Annotated in this window: 17 protein-coding genes; 1 reads left to right on the top strand and 16 read right to left on the bottom strand. The window is 69.0% G+C overall.

Annotation, left to right across the window (positions count from 1 at the left end; all coding sequences use genetic code 11):
- Positions 1 to 22: 22 nt before the first annotated feature.
- The gene (gene tagF, locus SNE35_RS15805) at positions 23 to 640 is read right to left on the bottom strand and encodes a type VI secretion system-associated protein TagF (RefSeq protein ID WP_320423890.1); all 618 of its coding nucleotides are present in this window, start codon (positions 638 to 640) and stop codon (positions 23 to 25) included.
- 99 nt (positions 641 to 739) lie between these two features.
- On the opposite strand from tagF, the gene SNE35_RS15800 reads away from it, so the two are divergent.
- Positions 740 to 2,104: a hypothetical protein gene (locus SNE35_RS15800; protein ID WP_320423889.1), complete on the top strand. Its 1,365-nt coding sequence runs from the start codon at positions 740 to 742 to the stop codon at positions 2,102 to 2,104.
- Positions 2,105 to 2,119: 15 nt separating this feature from the next.
- On the opposite strand, the gene SNE35_RS15795 is transcribed toward SNE35_RS15800, so the two are convergent.
- From SNE35_RS15795 to tssF, 15 genes are all read right to left on the bottom strand, one after another.
- The gene (locus tag SNE35_RS15795; protein WP_320423888.1) at positions 2,120 to 3,289 is read right to left on the bottom strand and encodes a GGDEF domain-containing protein; all 1,170 of its coding nucleotides are present in this window, start codon (positions 3,287 to 3,289) and stop codon (positions 2,120 to 2,122) included.
- A gap of 260 nt (positions 3,290 to 3,549) precedes the next feature.
- A complete protein-coding gene (locus SNE35_RS15790; RefSeq protein WP_320423887.1) occupies positions 3,550 to 4,707 on the bottom strand; it encodes a formyltransferase family protein in 1,158 nt (385 codons plus the stop codon).
- Entirely contained in the window at positions 4,707 to 8,258 is a 3,552-nt protein-coding gene (gene tssM / locus SNE35_RS15785) for a type VI secretion system membrane subunit TssM (RefSeq protein WP_320423886.1), read from the bottom strand. The genes SNE35_RS15790 and tssM overlap by 1 nt, the downstream gene beginning before the upstream one ends.
- Positions 8,255 to 9,634 carry a DotU family type VI secretion system protein gene (locus SNE35_RS15780; protein ID WP_320423885.1) on the bottom strand — a complete coding sequence of 460 codons (1,380 nt, stop codon included), beginning with the start codon at positions 9,632 to 9,634 and terminating at the stop codon, positions 8,255 to 8,257. The genes tssM and SNE35_RS15780 overlap by 4 nt, the downstream gene beginning before the upstream one ends.
- A gap of 108 nt (positions 9,635 to 9,742) precedes the next feature.
- The gene (tssK, locus tag SNE35_RS15775) at positions 9,743 to 11,080 is read right to left on the bottom strand and encodes a type VI secretion system baseplate subunit TssK (protein WP_320423884.1); all 1,338 of its coding nucleotides are present in this window, start codon (positions 11,078 to 11,080) and stop codon (positions 9,743 to 9,745) included.
- Positions 11,081 to 11,093: 13 nt separating this feature from the next.
- Positions 11,094 to 11,480 (bottom strand): DUF4280 domain-containing protein, encoded by a 387-nt coding sequence (locus tag SNE35_RS15770; protein WP_320423883.1) that lies wholly within the window; start codon positions 11,478 to 11,480, stop codon positions 11,094 to 11,096.
- Between the two features lie 2 nt (positions 11,481 to 11,482).
- Entirely contained in the window at positions 11,483 to 12,283 is an 801-nt protein-coding gene (locus SNE35_RS15765) for a PP2C family protein-serine/threonine phosphatase (RefSeq protein WP_320423882.1), read from the bottom strand.
- Positions 12,280 to 14,070 (bottom strand): type VI secretion system-associated FHA domain protein TagH, encoded by a 1,791-nt coding sequence (gene tagH / locus SNE35_RS15760; protein WP_320423881.1) that lies wholly within the window; start codon positions 14,068 to 14,070, stop codon positions 12,280 to 12,282. The genes SNE35_RS15765 and tagH overlap by 4 nt, the downstream gene beginning before the upstream one ends.
- 52 nt (positions 14,071 to 14,122) lie before the next feature.
- The gene (locus SNE35_RS15755) at positions 14,123 to 14,938 is read right to left on the bottom strand and encodes a hypothetical protein (RefSeq protein ID WP_320423880.1); all 816 of its coding nucleotides are present in this window, start codon (positions 14,936 to 14,938) and stop codon (positions 14,123 to 14,125) included.
- Positions 14,938 to 16,677 (bottom strand): hypothetical protein, encoded by a 1,740-nt coding sequence (locus tag SNE35_RS15750; RefSeq protein ID WP_320423879.1) that lies wholly within the window; start codon positions 16,675 to 16,677, stop codon positions 14,938 to 14,940. Before SNE35_RS15750 ends, SNE35_RS15755 begins: the two co-directional genes overlap by 1 nt.
- A complete protein-coding gene (locus tag SNE35_RS15745; protein ID WP_320423878.1) occupies positions 16,674 to 17,222 on the bottom strand; it encodes a DUF4123 domain-containing protein in 549 nt (182 codons plus the stop codon). The genes SNE35_RS15750 and SNE35_RS15745 overlap by 4 nt, the downstream gene beginning before the upstream one ends.
- Before the next feature lie 153 nt (positions 17,223 to 17,375).
- Positions 17,376 to 19,502, bottom strand: coding sequence for a type VI secretion system Vgr family protein (locus SNE35_RS15740; RefSeq protein ID WP_320423877.1), 2,127 nt, complete (start codon positions 19,500 to 19,502; stop codon positions 17,376 to 17,378).
- 48 nt (positions 19,503 to 19,550) lie between these two features.
- Positions 19,551 to 22,226, bottom strand: a complete 2,676-nt coding sequence (gene tssH, locus SNE35_RS15735; RefSeq protein ID WP_320423876.1) for a type VI secretion system ATPase TssH — start codon at positions 22,224 to 22,226, stop codon at positions 19,551 to 19,553.
- On the bottom strand, positions 22,223 to 23,290 hold the full coding sequence (tssG, locus tag SNE35_RS15730) for a type VI secretion system baseplate subunit TssG (RefSeq protein WP_320423875.1): 1,068 nt from the start codon (positions 23,288 to 23,290) through the stop codon (positions 22,223 to 22,225). Before tssG ends, tssH begins: the two co-directional genes overlap by 4 nt.
- Entirely contained in the window at positions 23,287 to 25,173 is a 1,887-nt protein-coding gene (gene tssF, locus SNE35_RS15725; protein WP_320423874.1) for a type VI secretion system baseplate subunit TssF, read from the bottom strand. The genes tssG and tssF overlap by 4 nt, the downstream gene beginning before the upstream one ends.
- Between the last annotated feature and the right edge of the window lie 2 nt (positions 25,174 to 25,175).

Below are 25,175 nucleotides of genomic sequence, written 5' to 3'. Positions count from 1 at the left end.
GTTCGTGTGTCGGGGTGTCGATTCAATCGGGCGCGCCGGCGTGACCGCTCAGCAGCGCAATGAAGGCGGCGCCGGTGGGCAGGCCATCGGTGCAAAGCGTCAGGCGATGGCCGTCGTCGCCGATGCGCCACCAGCAGGCCTGGCCGCGGTACAGCTCGGGCAGGCTGGAGACGGCGTCGGCAGGGGGCGCCAGCTCATTGGCATCGAGCCGAGCCAGCTCGGCCTCGAACTGCTCGACGCTCCAGTCCTCGTGCATCGCGTCCAGGGCCAGATCGTCCAGACGGTGCAGCCAGGACAGGTGTGCCTCAGTGCCGGCACAGGCCTTGTCGCAGTCGTGCATCAGCGTCATCGGGAAGTAGCGGCCGACGCGGTCCACCGAGGGCATCAGCACGCCGCCGATCGGCTGCATTGCGCCCGGTACCAGCGCGCCCGGCATCAGCAGGAAGCGCCAGCTCGGGCCGGTCAGGTAGGCGTCGAGCCAGCCATCGGGATCCTGCTCGCGCCACTGCGCCAGGCCTGCCGCGAGCCACTGGTCCCAGGCCTCGACCCGCTCCGGCGCCAGCCGACGCGAAGCGAAGTCGCCGAGGCTGGGCAGCTTGCCGTACCAGCCGGTGCGGGGGGGCGCTGCGTCGTCGTTCAAGTGTCCGTTCCCGTGTCAGCTTGGTTTAGGCGTTAGTCGCCATCATCCCCGTGACTGTAGCCGCTATCATCGTCGCGCCCCACCATTCAAACCCCATCCATGTCCTGCTTCTGCTCGGCCAAGCTTGCCAGCCTGACGGCGCAGTTGTCGCTGGTGCCGCCGACGATCGGCCTGGTGCCGCCGATCTCGCTGAACCTCGTCGCCGCGTGCAGCCTGTCGATGGGTGCGGGCCTGGGCTTGGGCCTGGCGGCCAACGTGGGTGCGATGGCGAGCGCGACCGCCAATCTGTCGGCAATGGCCAGCCTTTCGGCAGCACTGCAGTCGGCGCTGGGCATGAACCTGCAGGCCGCCTTGTCGGCGGCGCTGTCGGCGCAGGCCTCGGCCAGCCTGGCGGCTTCGATCAATTCGTTCAACGCCGCGGCGCTGGGCATCAACGTGGGCCTGCTGGCCAAGCTGGCGCTGGACCTCAAGCTGCTGGTGGGTCTGGCGGGTCTGGTGCTGGCGGTGAAGGCGGCCTTCGGTATCGACCTGCGCGCCAGCGGTGCGATCCTGGCGCTGCAGGCGAAGCTCAGCGCGATGGCGTCCGCCTCGGCGTCGGCCGCGCTCAGCGTCAGTGCCAAGGCCAGCCTGATGGCCTCGTTGATGGCGGCGCTGGGCTTGTCGATGAACGCCAATGGTGCGCTGGCCGCCAATGCGCAAGCCTCCGCGTTGGCCAGCATGATGGCGGGCCTGCCGGGCATCGGCAATTTCGGCGCGCTGGCGAGCCTGTCGGCGGTGACGTCGATGCTCGCGACGATCCAGTTGGGCCTGGGCGTCAACCTGCTCTCCGCCAATGCGCTGGCGCAGCTGAAGCTGGCGCTGGCAGGCCTGCCACTGGCCGCGCTGGCGAGCCTCAGCGCGAGTCTCGCGGCCACCGCGAGCGCCAGTGCCTCGGCATCAGCATCGGCCAGCGCCGCCCCCGGCATGAACCTGGCCGGCGTGGCTGCGGCCAATCTGTCCGGCGCGGCGCAACTGGCGATGCTGATGAACCTGATGGCCAGCGCAAAGCTGGGTCTGGCGCCCGGCTCCTGCGCCTTGCCCGTCTGCCCGCTGGCCTTGCTGAGCAACCCGGCAGCCGTCGGCGCCGGTCTGGCAATGGGCGCGGCGGGTGCCGGTGCCTCGGCTGGGTTGAAGGTGGCGGCTGGCGGTGGCGCAGGTAGCGCGGCCGGTGGGCTGAGCGTCGGCGGTGGCCTGACGGGTGGAGCATCAGGCGGGATCGCCGGCGGCGCGGCAGGCGTCGCGCCGAAATTGAGCGGCGGTGTCGGTGGTGGCCTGAGCGGTGGTGCCAGCGCTGCGGTCCCGAAACTCAGCAGCGGCGTTTCCGGCGGTGTCTCGGGCGGCGCATCCGGCAGTGCTGGTGCCGGTGCCGGCCCCGCGCTTCACAGCGAAAAGGCCGGCGCGGACTTGAAGGTCCAGAAGCCCTGAGTTCGGTCCGCCAGCCTATTCCAAGGCTGGATTCGGAGTGCTCGCAATCCGATTGCGGCCGCCGGCCTTGGCGGCATACAGGGCCTCGTCGGCCCGCGCCATCAGCAGCTCCGCATCGACATCGCGCGCAGACCATTCGGTGATGCCGACGCTGACGGTGACATGCGGCACCTTGTCGTCGACGCTGCGGTCGATCTCGCTGCGGAGTCTTTCCGCGACCTGCATGGCGAATTCCAGCGTGGTCTCGGGCATCAGGACGACGAACTCTTCACCGCCGTAGCGGGCAAATACATCGTTCGGGCGCATCAGGCCGGCCACGCGTCGGCAGATGCCGACGAGAACGCGGTCGCCGCAGGGATGCCCGAACTGGTCGTTGACGCGCTTGAAATGGTCCACGTCGATCATGGCCACGCAGAAGCTGCGGCCGTAACGCTGGCTGCGCGCAAGCTCGAGGTCCAGTGCCTCCGAGAACGCACGCCGGTTGAGCGCGCCGGTCAGCGGATCGCGCACGGACTCCTCCTCGATCCGGGCACGCACATGGTCCGATGCCAAGGTGGCGAAGGCAACCACGAGCATCAGATTGCACACCGTGAAGCTGCTTGTGTAGACGACCTGGATGGCGTCCTGCGTCAGGAGCCCGGTGTTGCCCTGTGGAAAGAGCATGGCATGGCCGGTGCGCCACCCGTAGATCAGCGTCAGGCCGATGAGCAGGGTCGCAGCCATCGGCACGCCCAGCGTCTTCAGGCTGCGCTTGCTGTTCGGCATGTGCAGCATGACGAACGCGTGCCGTGCGTTGATGAGAGTGCAGAGCCCCGCGACGATGACGACCCGCATGCGAAAGCTGGGCTCGCCGTAGACGAACCAGGTGATAGCGACGACGGCCAGGGCCGTGGCGACCAGCCACCTCGTCCATCTGAAGTGCTGCCGGTGGTACTCGTGCGTGCCGGCCAGCCAGAAGACATATCCCAGCATCAGTGCCCCGTTGCCCACGGTCACCGACGCGAGGTGTGCAACCCAATCCCTCAGTCCCAGCAGCAGCAAGGCAACGAAGATCAGCCACGAGCCCTGCATCCAGCGCCTGAGGCCGGGAACAGGAAGCGGCGTCACCCGGGCGAGCACCGTGATCACGATCGCCATGAGCGCGCAGGTGATGCAGCCAATAAGAACGCTGGTACGCGGGTCCATCTGTTTCTGTTGTCAAGTCAGCATTTCAAGCGTCGCTGCATCGGGAAAATGTAGCGGAGGCTAGTGGTGACAAACGTGGGGGGTCCGCAGGGCCTGGCGGCTCCCGGAACTGGACGATTGAGCGGCAGTTGCGAGCGCGCGCGCACGACGACAACGCCACGCGAAGTGGAGTTGTGCGAGGTGTCCCTGCGGTCCTATGTCTGCTGCACACCCGCTGCCCGTGGCAGGCGCCAGTCAGCTAAGCCTCTATCGCGAAGCTCTCATCCCGCCCCGCGCTCTCCCAGCGCCAGGTCCGCCGTCATCTCGTGCGCCAGCGCGCCGACCTCGCGCTGCAGGCTCTCCATCGACAGCGCGGCCGGGACGAGCAGGTGTGCGTGCACCTTGAAGGTCGTCTTGCCCGCTGGCCCGCCGCGGACGATTTCCGTCTGGATGTTCTCGATGCTGACGCCGTGATCGGCAAGCACGCGGGTGAGCTGGCTGACGATGCCGATACGGTCGTCCGCGACCAGCGAGAGCTCGACGCTGCGCAGTGAGCCGGCCACGTGGGTGTCGTCGCTCTTGGTGATGGCCAGGCGCAGGCCGGTGGACTCCAGCCCTTGCAGTGCGGCGACCAGCGCGTCGGCGTTGTCGCGCGGCACTTCGAAATGGACCATGCCGGCGAACTCGCGGGCGTAGCGGCCGAGGCGGCTGGCTGCCCAGTTCGCACCGTGGCGCTGCGCGCGGTCGGACAGCAGGCTGACGATGCCGGGGCGGTCGGGGCCCATGATCGTGACGACGACGGAGGTCATCGCGGGCGTCGCGTCCTCGGTCATGACGACGGAGCGGCGGATCATCGGCGCCTTGGTGGCGTAGCGGGCGTCCTGCGTGCGAGCGGGCAGTTCGCCATGCAGGCGCGCGTGGTGCGCGACCTGGGTGAGCAGCGAGAGGCCCAGCGGCGCGAGCGCCCGTTCCCAGAGATCGCGCGCGGTCTCGCCCGGGCCGACGAAACACCAGTCCTGCGCCGCGATGGCGCCCGCGTCCCAACCGTCAGCCAGGTGATACACCGAGCCCCCGGCGATCGGATCGCCGGCGAGGATCGTCCACTCGACCGCGGCGATACCGCGATGCCGCGGCAGCAGTGACGGGTGATAGCCGACGCCGCCGAGCCGCGAGCGCGCCAACGCCTCGTTGGTGACCCGCGCATGGGTGTGCGCGGCGATGATCAGGTCGGTGCCTTCGCCGATCGCGTGTGCCGGCACGAGGCGCGGGTTCTCGAGCACGTGCGGCTCGATGCCCGCGGCCCGCGCCGCCGCCGCCAGCCGGTCATCGGCCGCGGGGGCGACCACGCTCGTGATCGCTATGCCTTCTTCGCCGCGCAGTGCCTCGAACACCGAAGCGCCGAAGAAGCGCGATCCAACCAGCGCGCACTTCAGCAACATCAAAGCGTCTCCGGGCAGCGGAACTGGCCGATCTCGCGCATGCGCAGCGGGTTGATCGCGCTGCCCGAGATGACTTCCAGCTTGGCCTTCTTGCCGTCGAGGTTCAGCACGACGGTGAAGCGTTCCGGCTGGGCCGAGGGCTGGATCTCGAACTTGCCGAACATGCGCATCAGCGCCCACGGGCCCTCGAACAGCTGCGGCGCGCCCGTGCCCTCGCTGAGCTTGATCTGCGAGGCGACCTTGCTGCTGGGCCAGGTGAGCGTCTGCGCGGCGGTGTTGCCGGCGGTGAACTTGAAGACCGTGCCGTCGAAGTCGAGGGTCAGGTCTTTCATGCCGTCGCTCATCTCGATCACGCGCAGGTCGACCTTGAAGCCCGGCTGCTTGCCGCCGGCGCGGAAGAAGGCCTCCTTGATCTTCGCGGCGCGCTCGAAATCGGCCAGCGCGGCGCCGCCGCCCGGGGGCGTGCTGCCGTCGGGCAGCGGTCGGTACTTCCAGGGGCTGGCGCCGGTGTCCACCAGCGCGGCCAGGCGGCGCTGGTAGAAGTCGTCCAGCATGCCGCCCTGGCCGAAGAACTGGCCGAAGTCGTCCGGCAGCACGTCGGACTTCGAGCCCTGCGCGAACGGATAGCGGCCGGCGATCGTGCGCTTGCAGAAGTCTGCCATCGGCTGCAGCTCGGAGCTCAGGCCCTGGCGCTCGGCCGTGCGGCTCTGGTTGGCGCCGGCGTCGGCCAGCGTTTCCAGCATGGTCTTGATCGGCTCGGGCTGCAGCGCGGCGGCGGCCTTGGCCGCGCCACCACCGCCCGGCGGCGGCGGGCTCTTGCTCTTCTGCGCGGCGTCCACGGCAGTCAGCTGCACGAACACCTCGTTGAAGAGCTTGGCCACGTCGTCGATCGGGGCCGGCGTGCCGGTGACCATGCGCTGGATGTTGGCGAAATGGTCGTCCACCATCGATTCCAGCGGACGGCCCGCATCGGCCTGCTGTGGCGTGCCGCCGGCCGGCTGGCCGGTGAGCGCGGCCAGCTCCTTCTGCGTCTTGCCGAGCTTGCCGGGGATCTTGATGTTGCTGATGGCCTTCTTCTGCGCGGCCTGGGCGGCGCGCGCTTCCAGCGCCAGCTTCTCCAGCGAGGTCTCGCGGGCGATGGCGCGCATGTAGGCGGTCAGCGGAGAATCCGGTGCGGCCAGCAGGCGCGCGACGGCCAGGCTGCGGTCGAGGCCGCCGAGCTTCACCAGGCGCACGTCGGCGATGTACTCGTCCCAGACCTTGATGTACTCCTGCAGGTAGAGGCGCCGCACGCGCGTGTCCAGGTCTTCGGCGCCGGCGCTTGCCTTGGCGAGCGCGTCGGTCGGCGTCTTCACGTCGAGCACCCAGCGTTCCTCGTCGGCGAGCTGGCGCGCCACCGTCTCGACCTTGCCCTTGAAGGCCTTGAAGTAGGCGTCGCGGGTGAAGATGCCGGGGATGCCGCGGGTCAGCGGCTTGCCGCTGGCGCGCTCGAACACGTTGACCGCGTTGGGCCCGCCGGCCGAGGCGACCGAGAACTCGGGGAAGTCGCCGCCCACATTGGCGCGCTTGATGCGGCTGAAGATGCGGTACTCCAGCGGGTAGGCGATCAGCATGTCGCGCACGTTCGCCACCAGCGTTTTGTCCATCGGCGCCACCGCGGCCGGCGCGCCGTTGGCCAGCGCCGCGGCCAGATGGTTGGACAGCGCCTCGCGCTGCTCGGGCGTCAAGGTGCTGGAGAGGTTCTGGTCCCAATCCAGCGTGACCCAGCCCTGCAGCGCCTCGGCATCGAAGTGCTCCGGTGTGTAGAGCATCAGGTAGGCCTTCAGCGCCTCGTAGGCCAGCTCCAGGTTGTCCTTGTTGACGGCGCGCAGGCGCTCCTCCAGCCGGCGCGTCACGCGCGGCAGCAGCGCCTTGTCGAGCAGGTGGCGGTAGCCGATCTCGTCGCCGGCGGCGAGGTACTTGCCCTGGTACAGGCCCAGGCCGTTGAGCAGCGGCGGCTCGTCCAGCGGGAAGTCGTTCGGCACCGGTGCGGCGGCGACCTTGTCGAGCACCTGCGGCAGCGCGGTCACGTCGACCTGCGCGGCCGGCAGCGCGTCCACGGCGGCCTTCACGTCGGGCACGCGCGCGGCGACTTCGTCGATGTAGGTCTTGTTGCGCATGAAGCTCACGACCCAGCCGGCCAGCACCAGCACGGCCACCAGGCCGATCACGCTGACACCCGCCAGCCGCAGCCGGCGGCGGCGCGACACGGCCTGCGCGTTGTCGCCGACCAGACCCTGTTCGGCGAAGACCACCTCCTTCAGCAGGCGGCTGAGGAAGAAGCTCTTGCCGCGCGAGGAGGCGATCGACGCGGCCTTGGCGTCCACGCCGAAGGTGCGCGCGAGCGTGCCCATCACGCGGTCGATCGGCGTGCCTTCCTGCGTGCCGCTGGTGAAGTAGATGCCGCGCAACAGCGGTTTCTGCTCCAGGCCCTGGCCGCCGTCGAACACCGATTCCAGGAAGCCGCCCAGCAGGCCCTTCAGGCCGCCGAACTGCTGCGGGAAGGCGAAGATCGCGGCGCGCTTCATCACGTCGCCCTCGGCCTGCATCGCATCGAGCAGGCGGTCGCGCAGGCGCTTCTCCAGCGCAGCGAACTCGCTGCCGAACTGCTGCATCGGGCTGTCGACGCTGTGCGGGTCGTAGGTGTAGCTGAAGCCCCAGACCTGGTCGCGCTCCTCCTTGCCGAGGTCGCCGAAGGTCTCGTTGAAGCCGGCGATCAGGTCGCACTTGGTGACCATCACGTAGACCGGCGGGCGGATGCCCAGGCGCTCGTGCAGCTCCTGGATGCGGCTGCGCAGCCGTGCCGCGTGGTCCTTGCGCTCGGCCGGGCTCTGTTGCAGCAGGTCCTGCACGTTCACGGTCAGGATTACGCCGTTGATCGGCCGGCGCGGGCGCGACTTGCGCAGCAGGCCGAGGAAGTTCTCCCAGGCCGAGGCATCGGTCTTCTCGTCGGACTGCTGCAGCGTGTAGCGGCCGGCGGTGTCGATCAGCACGGCCTCGTCGGTGAACCACCAGTCGCAGTTGCGCGTGCCACCCACGCCCTTGACGGACGCCTGGCCCATCTTGCCGGCCAGCGGGAAGGTGAGGCCGGCATTCATCAGCGCCGTCGTCTTGCCGGAGCCGGGCGCACCGATGAACATGTACCAGGGCAGGTCGTACAGCGAGCCTCCCTTGCCGGACTTCTTCGCGCTTTCCTGCAGCACGCCGAGCGCTTCGTTGAAGCGCTGGTTCAGTACCTCGGCCTCGCGGTCGGACGCGGAGGGGCCGCCCTTCATGCTGTCGACCATCGCCGCGTTGGCACGGCGACGCTTCCACCACTTGATGCCCAGCACGATCGCGAAGATCAGCGCGATGCCGAGGATCACCCACAGGCGGGTGCCTTCGTCGTCGAGCGGGTGATGCTCCTTGATCGAGATCACCGGGCCGAGCCACCAGACCAGCGCGGCCAGCGCCAGGAAGCCGTAGAGCGCGAGCGCCAGCGGATGGATGAGGAACGAGAGAACTTTTTTCATTGGGCGGCTGCCTGCGGCTGTTGCACGATCAGCGTGATCTCGACGCGGCGGTTCTTCGCGCGGCCTTCCGGCGTGCTGTTGTCGGCGACAGCTTCGGAATCGGCCTTGCCCTCGGCGCGCATGCGCTCGGGCTTGACCGTCTTGGCCAGTTCGTCGCGCACGGCGTTGGCGCGGTCCTGCGACAGGTGCCAGTTGCTCGGGTAGCGGACGGTGCGGATCGGCTGGTTGTCCGTGTGGCCGGTGATCAGCACCGTGCCGGGCACGCTGTTCAGGCCGGCGGCGATGCGCGGCAGCAGCGGACGCACGGCGCTGGAGATGACGGCGCTGCCGGGCTCGAAGAAGCCATCGCCCTTGATCGTGACGATCGAGCGGTCGGCGAAATCCTGCACCCGCACAAGGCCGGCGTCGATCTCAGGCTTCAGGAAGGTCGCCAGGCGTGGCGTGGGCGCGGGCGGCGGGGGCGGTGAGGGCGCGGCGATCTGCGCGGCCTTGGCATCGAGCGAGGCCAGCGCGGCGAAGGTCGGCTGCGCCAGGTCGTTCAGCTTGAAGCGCAGGCCGATGAAGATCAGGCCCAGCACCAGCGCGCTGACCGAGGCAATGACCCACAGCGGAATGCCGTCGCGGATGCGCTGTCCGGCCACCGGCTGGCCTTCCCAGCGCGGGGACAGCGCGCGCTCGTAGCTGCCGCGCTGCTGCTTCAGCAACTGGGCCAGGCGCTCGCGCACGCTGTCGAGCTGCGCGCGGCCGTTCTCGATCACGCGGTAACGGCCCTCGAAGCCGAAGGCCAGCGTCACGTACAGCAGCTCCAGCAGGTTGCGGTTGCCGGCCACGTTCTCGGCCAGCTTGCTCATCAACTGGAAGACCTTCTCGCCGCCCCAGGTCTCATTGTGGAACTGCACCAAGAGGCTCTGCGCGGACCACACGCCCGAGCCACCCCAGGGGGTGCTGGCGGCGGCTTCGTCGAGCAGGGTGCACAGGATGTAGCGGCTGGCGATCACCTGATCGTTCGGCAGCCCCTGCGCACGCGCCTGGTTCTCGAACTTGCGGATGCCTTCGGACAGCGCGTCGCGCAGCCCCGCCGGGTTCGGGTGACGCGCGGTGGTGCGCACGCGCGGCGCCGCGGCCAGCAGCGGCATCGCGGCGGCCACCAGCGGGTTCATGCCGGTGGTGGTCAGCGCGTCGATCGACAGCGGCGCGTCGCGGCCGCTGACGCCGCTGGGCTGCATTGACGCCTGGCCTGGTTGCTGCTGCTGCGGCTGTTGCTGTCCACCGCCGGCGGGGGCGCCGGGCGCAGCGGGTCTCGGCCGGCCGGCCGAGGGCTTGATGACCGTCTTGTCTGAATTGAAGGCGGCAAACGGATCGTGGTCGTCACTCATGGGTCAAACCTCTTGGCCGCGACATGTTCGCGACGAATCTTGAATCTTTTGTGGTGGCCGTATCGGGCGTCTGCCATGGTGTCGGTACACCAACGCAAGTCGGGCTCATCACGCCCTTACCGCCCAGAACTCAAGCTCAAGCCCCGGGAAGTCCCCCGCGATGTGCATCGCCAAGCCACCCGACGATTCGAGCTGCTTCCACATCTCATTCCCCCGCGTCTCCAACTCAAAGTAGTTGTACCCCGCGTGATAGGGAATCTGCCTCGGCGCCACCGGCAGCGGCCGCAGCAGCACGCCGGGCAGCTGCAGGTTGACGAGGTCACGAATGCGCTCGACCGTGCCGATCTTGACCTGCGTCGGGAAGCGCGCGCGCAGAGCGTCGCCGGGCAGTTGCGAGGCCACGGCCAGCACGAACTGGGCGCTGCGTTGCAGCTCGACGTCCGGGATGATCGCCACGCGGATGCCGTACTTGCGGTCCTGCAGCTCGATCGGGATGGCCGTCTGCTCCATCACCATCGACAGCGACTGGCGCAGGCTCTGCATCAGCGGCGTGAAGCAGCGCATCGGGTCGTCGTGCAGGTAGGCGGGCAGGTCGGGCGGGCGGCGGCGTTCGCCGAAGGTGGCCAGGTCGCCGGCCAGTTGCACGCCGCCAAAGTAGAAGTCCTTCGGGTGCAGGATCGAGGTCTGGCGCCACTGCGCCAGCAGCGGCTCGGCGCGGTTGATCGTCTGCAGCAGCAGGAAGTCGGCGATCTCGCCGACACCGGCGCGGCCCGGCTGCGCCAGGCGCGCGGCCAGGGCCTCGCCGCGCTGGTGCAGGAGGCCGTGCAGCTCGCGCAGGTGCGAGGCCAGCAGCTCGTTGCCGCCAGAGTGCAAGGTCGGCGGGATGAAGTTGGCGTCCAGCACCAGCTTGTTGTCCGCGCGTCGCTCGACGATGCGGGCCAGGCCGATCGTGGCGTAGCCCTCCACCGCGTCGCGCGCCAGCATGATGCGCAGGTGCAGCCGGCCGACCTGGATCGGCGCGACGCGCTGGCCGGTGACGTTGGTGTCGCCCACGTCTACCTCGGCGGCGCGGTAGCGCGGCGGCATCGAGCCGGCATCGCCCTCGGCATCGGACTCGGCCACGCCTGGACGCTGCAGCGCCAGCGCCAGCACGACCAGTTCGTCGCGCACGTCCGGCGGCACGTCCAGCGCGGCCGGTGCGGCGTCCTGGCCCGGGATGTCGAAGGCCACGCCGTCCGGCATCAGCCCCTGCGCGGCATTGATCGCCAGCTTGCCGAGGTTCAGCGCCGCGCTGTCCAGCGCCAGGCTCAGGAAGCCCCAGCCATAGGGCTGCTGCGCGTTGGAACGCTGCAGTTCCTGCGACAGCGTGTAGCGGTCATGCTGCTGGAAATGCTGGGGCTGGAGGAACATGCCCTCCGTCCAGATGACTTTGTTGGTCCAGGTCATGGGTGTTTCGATCTCAAGGAATTTGGTGGGTGACCTGACCCGCGAAATTGATGCTGACGACGCCGGCGTAGGCGCACATCAGCTTGCAGGTGTTGTCCAGCGCGGGCATGTTCTTCAGCAGCACCGTGGGTGCGCCGGGCACCCAGGGTGCGGGGAACACCGGCAGGCAGGGCATCGGCGTCAGCACGCCCAGGGCGGCGGCGGTGGCGGCGGCCACGGTCGGGTTGGCGAGCGACTGGCACATGCCGAACGGCGGGATGTTCGCGATCGGCTTGTTGTCCATGATGTTGCCGGCGTCCATCATGCTGGTCTGGATCATCTTCGGCGTGGCGATGAACGACGACGGCGCCATGCCGAAGGTGCATTGCAGGACGGCGCCGGTGCAGACTTGATTCGGCATGGCTAGTGCCCCCTTCCGCACCACACGGTGATGGCGCTGAAATTGTCGTGGGTGTGCTTGGCCTGCTCGCGGGCGTGCTTCAGCACCAGCTCCTCCAGCACGGCGAGCCAGGCGCGCGGGTCGGCGGCGCGGTTCAGCGAGGCGCTCATCTCGACCTCGTCCACGTACTCCCACAGGCCATCGGTGCACAGCAGGAAGACGTCGCCGTCATGGATGTGCCAGGGGCGGCTGGCGGCGGTGACGTGCAGGTCTTCCGGCGCGCTGCCCAGCGCCGACAGCAGCTCGCTGCGGCGCGGGTGGGTGCGCATCTCCTCGGGGCGCAGCACGCCGGCCTCGACCAGCGACTGCACGACGCTGTGGTCGCGCGTGTGCGCGAGCATCTGCCCGTCGCGGAAAACGTAGAGTCGCGAGTCGCCCGCGTGGCCCCACAGCGCCAGGCCCCGGTTCATGTCGATGAACAGGCTCACGACGGTCGTGTGCATGTGCGCCTGTGCCTCGCCGTCGGCGCGGTGGCGGATCACCGTGGCGTTGGTGTCCAGCAGCAGGTCGGTGACTTCCTCGGGCTGCGACAGCGGGGCCGCGGCGAACTGCTCGATGATGTGCCGCACGGCCAGCTTCGACGCGATGTCGCCGCCGCCGTGGCCACCGGCGCCGTCCGCCACGACGCAGCACAAATGCGTGTCAGAGTTCCAGTGGCCGCAGGCGTCCTCGTTGTAGTTGCGCCCGCCCTGGCGCGACAGGATCGCCAACTCCAGGGCCGGTAGTGCGGGTGCGACTTCGGTGCCGAGTGTTTCGCTGCTCAAGACCTGCCTCCGCTCTTGAGTTGGTCGATGTGTTCCTCGTAGGCCTGCAGGAAGGCCTTGCCGAACAGGCTGTGGAAGTCGTCCTCGGCCTCCGAGCTGATCTGCTCGTAGTGCTCGGTGAACACCTCCCACATGCGCGCCTTGCGGCTGCCCGGCAGCAGGCTCATCAGGCCGCCGGACTTCTGCGTCAGCTTGCCTTCCAGCACTTCGGGGTCAAAACGGTCCAGCACGCCTTCGAGTGCCGCGCGCATGCCGGCGATGAAGCCGAACTGGTGGGCGCGCAGATCGTCGTAGGCATCGCGCATCGCCGGGGCGGCGGCCATGAAGCCGCGTGTCGGCGGGGCCAGCAGATGCTGCAGCGCGGACTCGGCCGTGGGCGAGAACTTCAGCGGGTTGTTCTCCTTGGCGACGATCATCGTCGCCTCGGCACGCACCTCGCGCTTGAGCGCCGCGCGGGCGACCAGCAGGTCTACCGTGCCGCTGGCGGCCTCGTGAAGCAGCGAGCCGATCAGGCGCATCAGCTCGGGCGTCAGGCTGTCGATCTTCAGCGCCGGCACATTGATGCCATTGAGGAAGGCGGCGAGCAGCGCGCCGCTGTCGCCGGATGGAGCGGGGGCAGGAGCAGCCGCGCGCGGTGCGGGGCTGACCGCAACGGGCGGAGGCGGGGGCGGTGCGAACACCGGCGGCGGTGGCGACGCGTAGGCCATTGGCGCGGGCGCCGCCGGCTGGGCCTTCGGCGCGGATGCGCGGATCACCGTGTGCGTGGTGTCGGGATCGCTGTTCTCGCCCCAGGACAGCACGGCGCCGCTGGGCATCGTGCCAGCGTCCGGCGGCAGCACCGCCTGCGGGGGCGGCGGGGCCGGTCGCGAAGGTTGTGCCGGTTGTGCAATGGGCGCCTGCTGGAAGGGCATGCTCAGCAGCGAGGCGTTGTCCTGCGCGGCCTGGGCCACGGCGCGGGGCGCGGCGTTCAGCGAGGCCATCGGGTCGAGGCTGTTGGCGGCCATGTTCGGCTTGGCCGCGGCATCGGCCAGCATCGAGTTGCCCAGCGGGTCGCCGCCGGTGCTGGGGCCGAGACCGAACAGCTTGTCCAGCGAACTGTCCGAGCTGCCGCTGCTGCTGCCGCCCATGCCGGGAATCAGCGGGCCGGCCGCGCCGGCGCCGCCTTCCAGGCCGAAGGCGCCCGGCGCGGGGCCGAGGCCCAGCGGCGAGGACGAAGAGGCGGGCGCTGCCACCGGATCGGGCGCGAACGGATCCCAGTCCTCCGGGATACCGCCCATCGACGGTGCGGAAGAAGCGGAGGGCGCCGGCGCCTTCTTGTAGACACCGGGGCTGGTTTGCGGCGTGCTCATGTCGCCGCGGAAGGCCATCAGCGGGTCGACGAAGGCGGGGCCGGCCGGCGCGCGGGCCTGCACGGCGGCGCCGGGGCCGAGCAGGTCGGCAAACGGGTCGACCGGGCCGGGCGCGGCGGCGGCCGCGACACCCTGGCCGACGCTGAGCACATAACCGCCGATCTGCACGGTGTCGCCGGGATTGATGCGCTGCTCGCGGCCACTGCCCAGGGTCTGGCCGTTGACCATGATCGGGTTGCTGCCGCGGTCGACGATGGCGAACGAACCGTTGCGGAACACCACCTGCGCATGCACGCGCGAAATCGCCCGGTCGGGGTCGGGCAGCACGAGTTGGTTCGTGTCGGCGCGGCCGACGGTACCGCCCAGCTCATCGAACTGAGCCGACAGCCGGCTGTCGCTGGACTGGCCGTTGTAGGAAACAACCGTGAGCGTGATCACATCAATATCCTCGAGAGGCCCGGGCACTCGCCCGGGATCGTTAATTCTTCTGCTAGCGCAAAACGTAGAAGCGGTTCTCGACCCAGGCGAGACGCAGCGGCAGGGCCCAGACCTTGCCTTCGGCATCGGGCGCGCTCTGCAGGACCGGGCTGCCGTCGGGGCCCACGGCCTCCACCAGGCGGCCGCCGGCCAGCGGCCTCAGCGCCAGTCCCTCGGCCTCCGGCACCGGCCATTGCAGGCCCTGGGAAGCATACCCTTCCAGCAGTGCTTCGCGCAGTCTTGTGCGCTCGGTTTCGGGGTTACGCTGATAGGCCACGGCGACTTCCTCGCTGCGCAGCCGGCAGGCACTCATGAAGGCGTCCGTCTGGCCGCGCGACAGGTCTTCGGCCAGGCCGGTGACGAAGGCCAGCGCCTGCGCGTGGATCTCCGGCGGAATGGGGCTTGGCAGCGGCGGCGCGTCGGCCCAGCGCCAGCGCGGGAAGCTGACCGGCAGGGTCAGGTCTTGTGTCAGCGACAGCGGCGCGAGGAAGGGCACATCCTCCGCCGGCGTCCACTCCACCTGACCGAGGCTGCGCGCGCTGCCTTCGTCGACCGGGCTGTTGGCGCGCGGCAGCAGGATGCTCAGGTGCGCCCGCTCCTGGCCGCTGGCCTGCAGCCGCAGGCGCGGTGGTGCCTTCTCGGGCGGCTCGGCGGCGGGGCGCGGGAAGATCACCAGCTCCAGCCGGTTCTCCCCCTGCAGCGTGTACTCGTGCACCGGGATCACGCTGCGCGGCCGCGAGGCGTCCACGCGGGTGATCGGGATGCCGTTCACCACCGCCTCGGCATCGCAGGCGGTGGCTTCGAGCTTGAGGACGAGGAGGCGTTCCATCAGTCGAGGTTCCAGTCAACGAGCGTCATCGCGGGCAGCAGTGTCTTCAGGATCTGCCGCTGCTGGCCCAGCATCGGGTCATGCAGCTGCAGCAGCACCGTGACCGGCTCGATCTCGATCTTGCAGAACCACTGGAAGCCCGCGCCGGCGGGATGCGGGCGCAGGCCCGCCTTGCCGACGACGGCGCCGTTGACGGCGCTGACCATGTCCAGCAGCGCCAGCTCGGGCGTGGCGATGTTCTCCAGGTGCAGCACGAAAGGGTGGCGGAACTCGGTCTGCGCGGGCTTGAACAGCGCCATCAGGTCGGCGTCCTGCGGGCCGCGCGTGGCCTGGAACTGCAGCGTCTCGCGCGCGCCGCAGTGCAGGTGCAGGATGCTGCGGCTGCCGCCCAGGGCCAGCTCGCCCGTCAGCCGCAGGTGCAACTGGCAGACGACCAGCTCCATCAGCCCCGAGACGCGGTAGTAGGGCAGGGCGGCGAGGCCGTCCGGATGCGGGGCCCAGCCCCAGGTCAGCGAGGCGGCGCCGGTCATGATGGCCGGCTCGGCCTGCAGGTGCCCGCGGGTGACGCCGGACTCGCGCTCCCAGCCGATCAGCAGCGCCGGCAGCTTGTCGGCCAGCTGCTTGTCGATCTGCGCCAGGCCTTGCTGCCAGCGGCGGGCGTCGAGCTGGGCGCCATCGCGTTCCAGCAGCGCACGCGGCTCGGGGGCCGGCGGCAGCGGCTCGGCCGGCAGGTGCACGGCGCCGCCGGGTTCGCGCTTCCAGCCCAGCATCGTCTGCTCGGCCGGGTGCACGGCCAGGCGCACCGTCTGCTCGCCCATCGGGGCGCCGCTGTCGCGCAGGCCGCAGCCGGACACGCTCAGCTCGCTGTAGCTCGCGCCGCCCTCGACGGCCATCACCACCTGGGGCGGCGGCGTTTCCAGCGGCAAAGTCAGCTGCAGGTCCTGCGTCAGCGGGCCGCGGCGCTCGTAGTGGCCGTGACTGCCGTTGAAGCTGGCGAGCGGATGGACGGCCGGGTCGCAGACGTGCGCGGCCAGGCAGCGCAGGCGCAGGCGGCTGCGGCCACCGTCGGAGAGGCTCAGCAGGTTGATCTGCTCGGGCAGGCGCTCCTGGCCCTGGGCCGACATCACGCGCAGCTTCTCCGGGTCCAGCACCATCGGCGTGCGGCGCCACTGGCCCTGCTCCAGCGCGTAGTGCTGCAGCGGGGCAGGTTCGATCAGGGTCAGGTCGACGGCATCGATGTCGCAGGCGCTGCCGAGCTTGAGCCGCTCGCGCGGCAGCAGGCTGCCGAGCTTGCCCTGGTCGGCCAGCGCGGCGTCCAGCGTGGCCAGCGCTTCGTCGAAGGCCGCCGGCGTGGGCAGGCCATTGCGGCCGCCCTGGCGCTGCAGCTCCTCGCGGATGCGGCGGCCGAGCTGGTAAATGCGCTGGCCCTGCGTGGCCTCGGTCTGGCGCTCCGGCGCGGCGATGATCTTCAGCGCCCAGTCGTGGCCGGGCTTGGTCTCGAACTCGGTGCCGAACACGCACCAAGCGGCGAGGTAGCGGGCCAGCGCCAGGCCATGCGTGAACTTCAGCGCCTGAGCCTTCTGCCAGCCCAGGTCCAGCAGCGCACCCTTGCGATCGCCGAGCCGCGCATCGACCTCGGGGAAAGCCGCGCCCAGCGCCACGCCGACGCGCTGCAGGTCGCGCCGCAGCGTCAGCGCCTCCAGCGCCTTCTGCTGCTCGGCGGTGAGGCGAAGCGTCATGCTTGCACCGCCTGTTCCTGCATCTGCAAGCGCCCGAACTGCTGGGCGCAGAAGGTCCAGGACTGCGGGCCGCAGATCACCAGGGTGGCGACCGGTGCAAACAGGTCTTCGAGCTGATCGCCCTGCGCCAGCGGCAGGATCGCGCGCAGCACGGCCGGGTCCATCCATTCGAGGGCGATGCTGCTGCCATCCGGCAGTTGCGCCTCACCGCAGTTGCGGCAATGGGCGCGCAGCGCCAGAAAAGGGCGGGTCGAGCGCAGCAGCACGCCCCAGTCGCCGAAGCCGGCGGTGGCCTCGAACAGCAGCCAGTCGGTGAACGGGCTCTGGGGCTTCAGCTCGACGAGATAGGGCGCCTGCTGGCGCTGCTGCGGCTTCAGCGCGCCGGGCCAGAGGCAGTCGTAACTCGCCAGCTCAGCGGCACGCTCCGCGCCGGCCAGTCGCTCCGGCAGGCCGCCGATGCAGCGGCCGAGCATCACAGCGTAGACGCTGGCGCTCGCATCGGCCCACAGAGCCGCCTTGAGTTGGGCAGGGGAAAGCGCAGGCACGCTACTCATCCGAGCGCGCCCCGGCTGTCCGCGCCGAGCGCCGGGCCGCTCCCAAGCCGGCCCGCAGGGCGATGTGCATGCGGCTCGACGCAGCATGCATCGCCGCCCCCTCGGGGGGCCGGCCAAGGTACTCCTTGGACGAGGGGCTCCATCTCACGCGTTGGCGCCGCTGCCGCCGTCGGCGGCGGGGAGCGGATCCTTGTTCTTCGTGGGCTCGGCCGGGTCGGTCGGCGCGGGCGGCGAGGCGTCGGCCGCGGGTGTCGCGCTGCCGCCGGAGCCGCCGCAGTTGATCTTGACCATCGGGCCGTCGATCGTCACGCCGGCCGGGCCGAGCACCACGGTGCTGCCGCCGACCATCAGCGTCAGCTGCGTCTTGCCGGAAATGACGATGCTCTGGCCCTCGATGCTGACGGCCGCCGTGGCCGAGACCTTCAGGCCCTGGCCGACCTTCAGGTCCGTGCCCTGGCCCGAGGTGACGGCGATCTTGTCCGCGCCCTTCAGGTTCAGCGCGCCGGTGATGTCCAGGCCCATCGCCGCGCCGACCTTCATGTGCAGGTCGGCACCGAGGCCGATGCTGGTGTCCTTGTCGATCTTGACCTTGGTGACGTCGGTGATCGCCAGGTCAGCGGTGCCGCCGATCTTCAGCGACCAGTTCTTCGTCACGTCGCCCCAGTAGTTGTTGAGCACGGACGAGAAGCTGTCGTTCTTGACCCAGCGGTGCATGTCCTTCTCGGCCTGGAACCAGACGTACTCGCTGCCCTTCTTGTCGTCGAAGCGCAGTTCGTTGGCGTTGCTGAGCGAACCTTTCTTGCTGCTCTGCGTCTTGATGCCGCTGACGGTGGCCTGCGCCGGCAGCGTGTAGGGCGGCATGTTGTCGCCGTTGTAGACGCGGCCGGTGATCAGCGGGCGATCCGGGTTGCCTTCCAGGAACTCGACCACCACTTCGTCGCCGATGCGAGGCAGGGCGATCATGCCGAACTGCTTGCCGGCCCAGGGCTGGCTGACGCGGACCCAGCAGGAACTCTTGTCGTCCTTGGTGCCCAGCCGGTCCCAGCGGAACTGCAGCTTGGCGCGCGCGTACTTGTCGGTCGTGATCTCGTCGCCGCTCGCGCCGACGACGGTGGCGGTCTGAGGGCCGTAGATGATCGGCTTGAACGCGATCGGCTGCGGGCGGTAGGGCGCGGCCTTGGGCACCGCCTCGAAGCGGCAGGCGAAGCCGGTCTTCACCTCGGAATCCTTGGCCTCGTAATGCGAGAAGGTCATCGTGAAGTCGGCGACGGTGATCAGGTAGTCGCCGTTGTCGACGGGATGCTTGTCCAGAGAAAAGGTGGCGCCCGCCGACGTCCATCGGTAGGGCGTGATGCCCACGGCGATGACTCGGCCGGATTCGAACCGGTCCACCCGCATCTGCGCCCGGTTCGCGCCGACCGTCTTCTTCGGATCCGGCTGCTCGTCCATCGAGACGTCGGTGTAGTCGCCCGGGTATTCGAAGACCTCCAGGTTCTTCGGATGCTTGGAGTAGCTGGGCGAGCGGGTTGCCTCGGTCTTCAGGTCGAGCGTCGGCTTCTCGGCGGCATAGTCCGTGTGCGTGTACTTGGTGGAGCCAACCGCGTGGGTGCAAGTCCAGTCGGTGATCACGTCCACGCTGACCGAATCGCCCGTCCGGGTCGTGCCCCAGTGCAGCGTGTCGCCCTTGATCGGATCGTGTCCGCTCGCCTTGTCGGTCAGGACCAGGGTGTGAGAACCCTTCTTGTGGGTGAAGTAGAAGTAGATGCCTTCTTCCTCCATCAGCCGGGTGACGAAGTTGTAGTCGCTCTCGTTGTACTGGACCGTGAAAGGCCTCTTGGCGGAGCCGGCAGTCAGCTGGTCCTTCTTGACGGCTCCGGCGTTCGAGTAGTCGGCGAAGACGGCCTCGATCACCTCGACGGCCGTCTTGTCCTGGAAGATCTTGCAATCGCTGCCCAGGGTCAGTTGCCACAGCCACGGCGTCACTTCGACGCGGTAGATGTCGTGGCGGCCGGCGACGCCACCCCGCTCGAAGCGGGTGATGAAGCCGTTGATGTAGCGGTACTTGTCCTCGGCGCACATGATCTTGATGTCGACCTGCGCACCGAGCACGTCGTCGGGCGCAAGCACTTCCCGATCGCTTTCGCGCAGCAGCTCGAGCCGGTACTCGGGCAGCCGCCCCAACTCCTCGCGGGCGTCCAGCACACGGAAAAGCAGCGCCGGTTCTTCCCCATCGAGTGGGGTCAGGAATTCCGCTTCGAGTTCATTCGCCATGGCGATTTCTCAGTCAAACAGTCCAGGGGCAAACAATCAAGCAAGCACTCAGGCGAAGGTGTAGGTGAAGTCGCCGTCGGCGGCGCCGAGGGTGATGCCCTTCAGCTCATCGCCCTGGGACAGACGCGTCAGGTACTCGACCGAGACCTTGGGCAGCACCGTGTTGGTCAGGATCGAATCGATGATGCGGCCACCGGCTTCCGGGTTGTCGCAGCGCTTGACGATCAGGTCCACCGCGTCCTGGCCGTACTCGAACGGGATCTTGTGGTTGGCTTCCACGCGCTTCTTGATCCGGTTGAGCTGCAGGCGGACGATCTTGCCCATCATCTCGGGCGAGAGCGGGTAATAGGGGATCGTCACCAGCCGGCCCAGCAGGGCAGGCGGGAAGATCTTCATCAGCGGTTCCTGCAGCGCGGTGGCCAGGCTCTCCGGATCGGGCAGCAGCTCCGGGTCCTTGCACATGTTCATCACCAGCTCGGAGCCGGCGTTGGACGTGAGCAGGATGATCGTGTTCTTGAAGTCGATCATGCGGCCTTCGCCGTCTTCCATGCGGCCCTTGTCGAAGACCTGGAAGAACAGCTCGTGCACGTCCGGGTGGGCCTTCTCCACCTCGTCCAGCAGCACCACGCTGTACGGGCGGCGGCGCACCGCCTCGGTCAGGATGCCGCCCTCGCCATAGCCGATGTAGCCCGGGGGCGAGCCCTTGAGCGTGGAGACCGTGTGGGCCTCCTGGAACTCGCTCATATTGATCGTGATGACGTTCTGCTCGCCACCGTACAGCGCCTCGGCCAGGGCCAGGGCCGTCTCGGTCTTGCCGACGCCGGAGGTGCCGCAGAGCATGAACACGCCGATGGGCTTGTTCGGGTTGTCCAGGCGCGCGCGCGAGGTCTGGATGCGCTTGGCGATCATGTCCAGGCCGTGTTGCTGGCCGATCACGCGCTGGCCCAGCGACTCGCCCAGGCGCAGCACGTTTTCCAGCTCGTTCTTGACCATGCGGCCGACGGGGATGCCGGTCCAGTCGGACACGACGCTGGCCACCGCCTGCGCGTCCACGCTGGGCATGATCAGCGGCGAATCGCCTTGCAGCGCGGCCAGCTTCTCCTGTTCCTCGTGCAGTTGCTTGAGCAGGCCGTCGCGGTCGATGTCGGCGGCTTCCTTCTCGTCGACCGGCTTGTCGCCGCCGCGCAGCGTGGCGCGCAGCTCCAGGATCTTGTCGACGATCGCCTTCTCGTCCTTCCAGCGGGCTTCCAGGCCGACCAGGCGTTCGCGCTCGGTCGCCAGCTTCTCGGCCACGTCGGTGCCGCGGTTGCCCACCAGCACGCCCACCGCCAGCTCACGGGCGATGATGCCTTCCTCGATCTCCAGCGCCTCGATGCGGCGCATCGTGTCTTCCACCTCGGCCGGCGTCGCGTGCTGGCTCACGGCCACGCGGGCGCAGGCGGTGTCGAGCAGGCTGACGGCCTTGTCGGGCAGCTGGCGCGCCGGGATGTAGCGGTGGCTCAGCTTGACGGCGGCCTCGATGGCCTCGTCCAGCAGCTGGGCGCGGTGGTGCTTCTCCAGCACCGTGGCCACGCCGCGCAGCATCAGGATGGCCTTGGCTTCGTCGGGCTCGGGCACCTGCACGACCTGGAAGCGGCGGGTCAGCGCCGGGTCCTTCTCGATGTACTTCTTGTACTCGGCCCAGGTGGTGGCGCCGATGGTGCGCAGGTTGCCGCGCGCCAGCGCCGGCTTCAAGAGGTTGGCCGCATCGCCGGTGCCGGCAGCGCCGCCGGCGCCGACCAGCGTGTGCACTTCGTCGATGAACAGGATGATCGGCTTCGGCGAGGCCTGCACCTCGTCGATGACCTGGCGCAGGCGCTGCTCGAACTCGCCCTTCATGCTGGCGCCGGCCTGCAGCAGGCCCAGGTCCAGGCTCAAGAGCGAGACCTCCTTGAGCTGCGGCGGCACGTCGCCGCGCGCCAGGCGCTGGGCGAAGCCCTCGACCACGGCGGTCTTGCCGACGCCGGCCTCGCCGGTGAGGATCGGGTTGTTCTGGCGGCGGCGCATCAGGATGTCGACGATCTGGCGGATCTCTTCATCGCGGCCCGTCACCGGGTCCATCTTGCCTTCCTTGGCGCGCTCGGTCATGTCGACGCAGAACTTCTTCAGCGCCTCGCCCTTGCCCATGGCGGCCGGCGCCATCGCGCCGCTTTCGCTGCCGGGCTCGCCCGAGCCCATGCCGGTGCCGTCCTGCGCGCCGAGCTTGGCTTCCTGCGTGCCGCCGCAGATCTTGGCGAAGTTGTCGGCCAGGTCGTCGACGCGGATCTTGGCGAATTCCTTGGAGATGGCCAGCAGCGCGTTGCGCAGGTTGTTGCTGTTCATCATGCCGATGATCAGCGTGCCGGTGCGCACGTGGGCCTCGCCGAACTGCAAAGTGGCGTAGACCCAGGCGCGCTCGATCGAGTTCTCGATCTGCTCCGAGAAATCGCTGATCGAGGTGGAGCCGCGCGGCAGGCGATCCAGTGCGGCGGTCATGTCCTTGGCCATCGCCGAGGCGTCGACCTGGTAGTGGCGCAGGATCGCGTCCAGGTCGGTCTCGTTGTTCTGCACCAGTTGCACGATCCAGTGCACCAGCTCCACGTAGGGGTTGCCGCGCATCTTGCAGAAGACGGTGGCGCTTTCGATGGCCTTGTAGGCCAGCGGATTCAGTTTGCCGAACAGGGCAACGCGGCTGATGTCACTCATGATGTTGTCGTCCTTTGTCGAGAGGTCTTCTTCAATGTTCGTTCGACGTCGATGTGCAGGTCATCGGCATCGCCGGGCTTCTTGAACTTGCCGAGCCAGCAACTGCGCCCGAGCTCGCCGGCTCGCCCCAGGCGCATGCGCGGCACGTCCTGGCGGGCCAGGATCAATTTCACATCCCATTCGAATTCCAGGCCCACCCACTGGCGCACCATGGCCTGCAGGCGAGCCAGATCGGCGCCGCCCGGCAGGAAGGCGTGGTAACGCGCTTCCCGCACGGGGCCGATGACGATTCGGAACTTGCTCTGCACGTCCCAGACGGTGCTGCCTAGCACGGCGCCCTGGCCCAACTGCTGGCCGATGCCCGGCCGTCCCGTGGACTTGATGCGCGTGCGCTCGTCGCGGGCCAGCGGCATCCAGTGGCCGCACCACTGCTCGATCCGCGCCGGCGCATCGAACTCGCTGCGCACCCAGTTCAGCAGGCCGTCGGCATCGCGGATCTGGCGGCTCAGCCGGCCGGTGAAGTGCAGTTTTGGCGCGTCGCCGGCAGCATCGCGCTGCATCAGGCTCTCGTTGCCGATACCGCTCAGCGCACCGAGGCGCCGTGTGAACTGCTGGTCATTCGGGCGGTCCTGGCTCAGGCTCGGCTGGGCCTGTGCCCAGGCGCGATAGAAGAGCAGCGTGAAGCGATGGTTGAGCAGGTCGATGAAGCGCTGCAGGCCGGGGTCGCTGTTGTGATGCAGGCGTTCGCGCGCCAATTCGGTCATGTGAAGCGGCAACGGGCCGTTCGGCCCCAGCAGGCCGAAGATGCGCTGGTTCAGCCGCGGCGGACCTTCTCCGCGCAGGGTCATGCCGTACACGGGCGCAGGCGCGAAGCTCAGCTCCGCCGGCTGGCTGACGCGTACCGGCTCGTCGGACGGGCGGTGCGCCTCGCCCAGCCGCGGCAGGTGCGGGTGGGCGCTCTCGATGCGGCGCAGCGTCTGGTAGAAATCGAAACGGTAGGGCTGCTCCGACAGGCGCTGGAGCCAGCGTCCGTAGTCGGGAGAGGCGGCCGCGAGCGCCGTCACAGCACCGCCCTTGCGCCACGCGCGGGCTTCCAGCGCATCACTTCGCCGCGCGTCAGCGAGACCAGCACGGTCTCGACAAAGCTGTTCAGCGAGGCGTGACGCGACAGGTAGTGATGCATCGCGGCGCCGAAGAGGAAGGCGCTGCCGCCGGCGTGCCCCAGTTCGTCGACGGTGAGCGTCACTTCGATGCCGCGGCCGAAGGCGATCGGGCCAGGGATCGGATGACGCCGCACGACGGCTCGGGTGCTGACGTTCTGCAGCGCCTCGATCTGCCGGCGCACGCTCGGGTCGGTGCCTTGCGGGAAGCGACTGAGCAGGTCGCGCAGCGCGGCGGCTGCTTCGCCGCCTTCGGTGTCCAGCAGCGACAGATAGTTCAGCGACAGCAGGTTCAGCAAGCGCCAGGCCACGCCACCCTCGCGCAGCGCCGTGTGCGGGCGACTCGGGCCGGCGACGTGGCGCACCGACTGCGTCTGCACGCCGGCATCAAGCTTGAACTCGGCCTGTGCGCCGGTGGTGGGCATGAACACCGGCAGGTCCCGGTTGGTGCAGCGGGTCTGCACGGCGACCTGCTGCAGCGATTCGGCGTAGGGCGCGTCGTTCGGATCGACCAGCGAGACGAAGACCTCCGAACCGGTGTAGCCCGACCGCGGACCATCGCGCCGGGCCGATTCGCTCATCAGGCGCGGCTCGCGCCAGATCGTGTAGAAGGCCGTCTGCTGCGAACTGCTGCGCTTGTGCTCGGGCGCGTACAGCGGCAGGAAGCGGCGCTCGCTGCTGTCCTCGGCGAAGCCCTGCATGCCGACGACGTCGTAGACCTCGTAGTCCAGCGGCGCCGTGCGCTCCGGCACGACGTGGAACTCGTAGTTGCCGTCGGTGACCTGGATGCGGTCCGCCCGCTTCGGGAACAGGTTGATCGCCGGCACGCAGTTCAGCATGAAATTCGCGGCCGAGACGGCACCGTCCATGCCGCTGCCGGGCTGCGAGAACAGCACGATGATTTCCGCGACGTTGCCTGCGATCGCGTTCAGTGCCGGGCGCACGCCCTCGATGTCGACGAACAGGAAGCGTTCGGGGAAGGCGAAGTACTCTTGCAGCAGGCGCGTGCCCGCGAAGCCGCGCAAGGAGGGCGGCAGCATCGCCTCGTCCTCTGCGTAGCCGACCGGTTGCAACGCTGAGGCCGGCAAGAGCTGACGCTTGCCGTCACCGGCGCGGCCGGGCGGCCCGACCAGCACGCCGATGGCATTGGCCAGCATCATCTCGTGCAGATGCATGGCCGTGTCGGTCTGGCCGCTGAGGTACAGGCGCAGCGTTTCCAGTTCGAGCTGAGCGAAGGCCATGCCGGCCGGCAACTGCAGCTGGATGCGCACGCCCGCGCGCGGGCGCTGGGGCAGGGCCATGGCCTTGTTGCCGCCAGACAGCCCGAGGTCCGACATGTTCAGGAAGTACTCGGCTGACAGCGTGCTCAGCGGGCTCAGCTGCAGCGTCTGGCCGGTGCGGAATTCGCAGCGTGTCTTGGACACGGCGCTGGCGGGGCCGATCAAGGGCGTGTCACGCGGCAAGACCGGGCCCTTGAGCAGGTTGGCGTCGGGCACCGGCGTGACCTGGGCCACCAGCATCGAAGGTACCGGTGCGAGGAAGTTCGGGTAGATCAGTTCCAGCAGACGGTGCGAGAAGCGGGGGAACTCGGCGTCCTGCTTCAGCTGCACGCGGGCCGCCAGGAAGGCGCAACCCTCCAGCAGCCGTTCGATGTACGGATCGGTGACTTCCAGGCCTTCCATGCCCAGGCGCGAGGCGATCTTGGGGAACTCCTGCGCGAACTCGCCGCCGAGCTCGCGCAGGTAGCGCAGTTCCTGGTTGTAGTAGCGGAGCAGCCGTGCATCCATGA

It is taken from the genome of Roseateles agri, from assembly GCF_034043675.1.
In the GTDB taxonomy this organism is placed as follows: domain Bacteria; phylum Pseudomonadota; class Gammaproteobacteria; order Burkholderiales; family Burkholderiaceae_C; genus KK5.
The sequence above is the reverse complement of the archived record's forward strand: the minus strand, read 5'-3'. Positions and strand labels throughout refer to the sequence as shown.

Bases quoted from the DNA above. Each gene is read 5' to 3' on its own strand.
- SNE35_RS15770 (WP_320423883.1), bottom strand. From the start codon at position 11,480: ATGCCGAATCAAGTCTGCACCGGCGCCGTCCTGCAATGCACCTTCGGC.
- tssF (WP_320423874.1), bottom strand. From the start codon at position 25,173: ATGGATGCACGGCTGCTCCGCTACTACAACCAGGAACTGCGCTACCTG.
- SNE35_RS15790 (WP_320423887.1), bottom strand. From the start codon at position 4,707: ATGTTGCTGAAGTGCGCGCTGGTTGGATCGCGCTTCTTCGGCGCTTCG.
- tssH (WP_320423876.1), bottom strand. From the start codon at position 22,226: ATGAGTGACATCAGCCGCGTTGCCCTGTTCGGCAAACTGAATCCGCTG.
- SNE35_RS15795 (WP_320423888.1), bottom strand. From the start codon at position 3,289: ATGGACCCGCGTACCAGCGTTCTTATTGGCTGCATCACCTGCGCGCTC.
- SNE35_RS15740 (WP_320423877.1), bottom strand. From the start codon at position 19,502: ATGGCGAATGAACTCGAAGCGGAATTCCTGACCCCACTCGATGGGGAA.
- tssK (WP_320423884.1), bottom strand. From the start codon at position 11,080: ATGACCTGGACCAACAAAGTCATCTGGACGGAGGGCATGTTCCTCCAG.
- SNE35_RS15800 (WP_320423889.1), top strand. From the start codon at position 740: ATGTCCTGCTTCTGCTCGGCCAAGCTTGCCAGCCTGACGGCGCAGTTG.
- tssM (WP_320423886.1), bottom strand. From the start codon at position 8,258: ATGAAAAAAGTTCTCTCGTTCCTCATCCATCCGCTGGCGCTCGCGCTC.
- SNE35_RS15780 (WP_320423885.1), bottom strand. From the start codon at position 9,634: ATGAGTGACGACCACGATCCGTTTGCCGCCTTCAATTCAGACAAGACG.
- SNE35_RS15755 (WP_320423880.1), bottom strand. From the start codon at position 14,938: ATGGAACGCCTCCTCGTCCTCAAGCTCGAAGCCACCGCCTGCGATGCC.
- SNE35_RS15750 (WP_320423879.1), bottom strand. From the start codon at position 16,677: ATGACGCTTCGCCTCACCGCCGAGCAGCAGAAGGCGCTGGAGGCGCTG.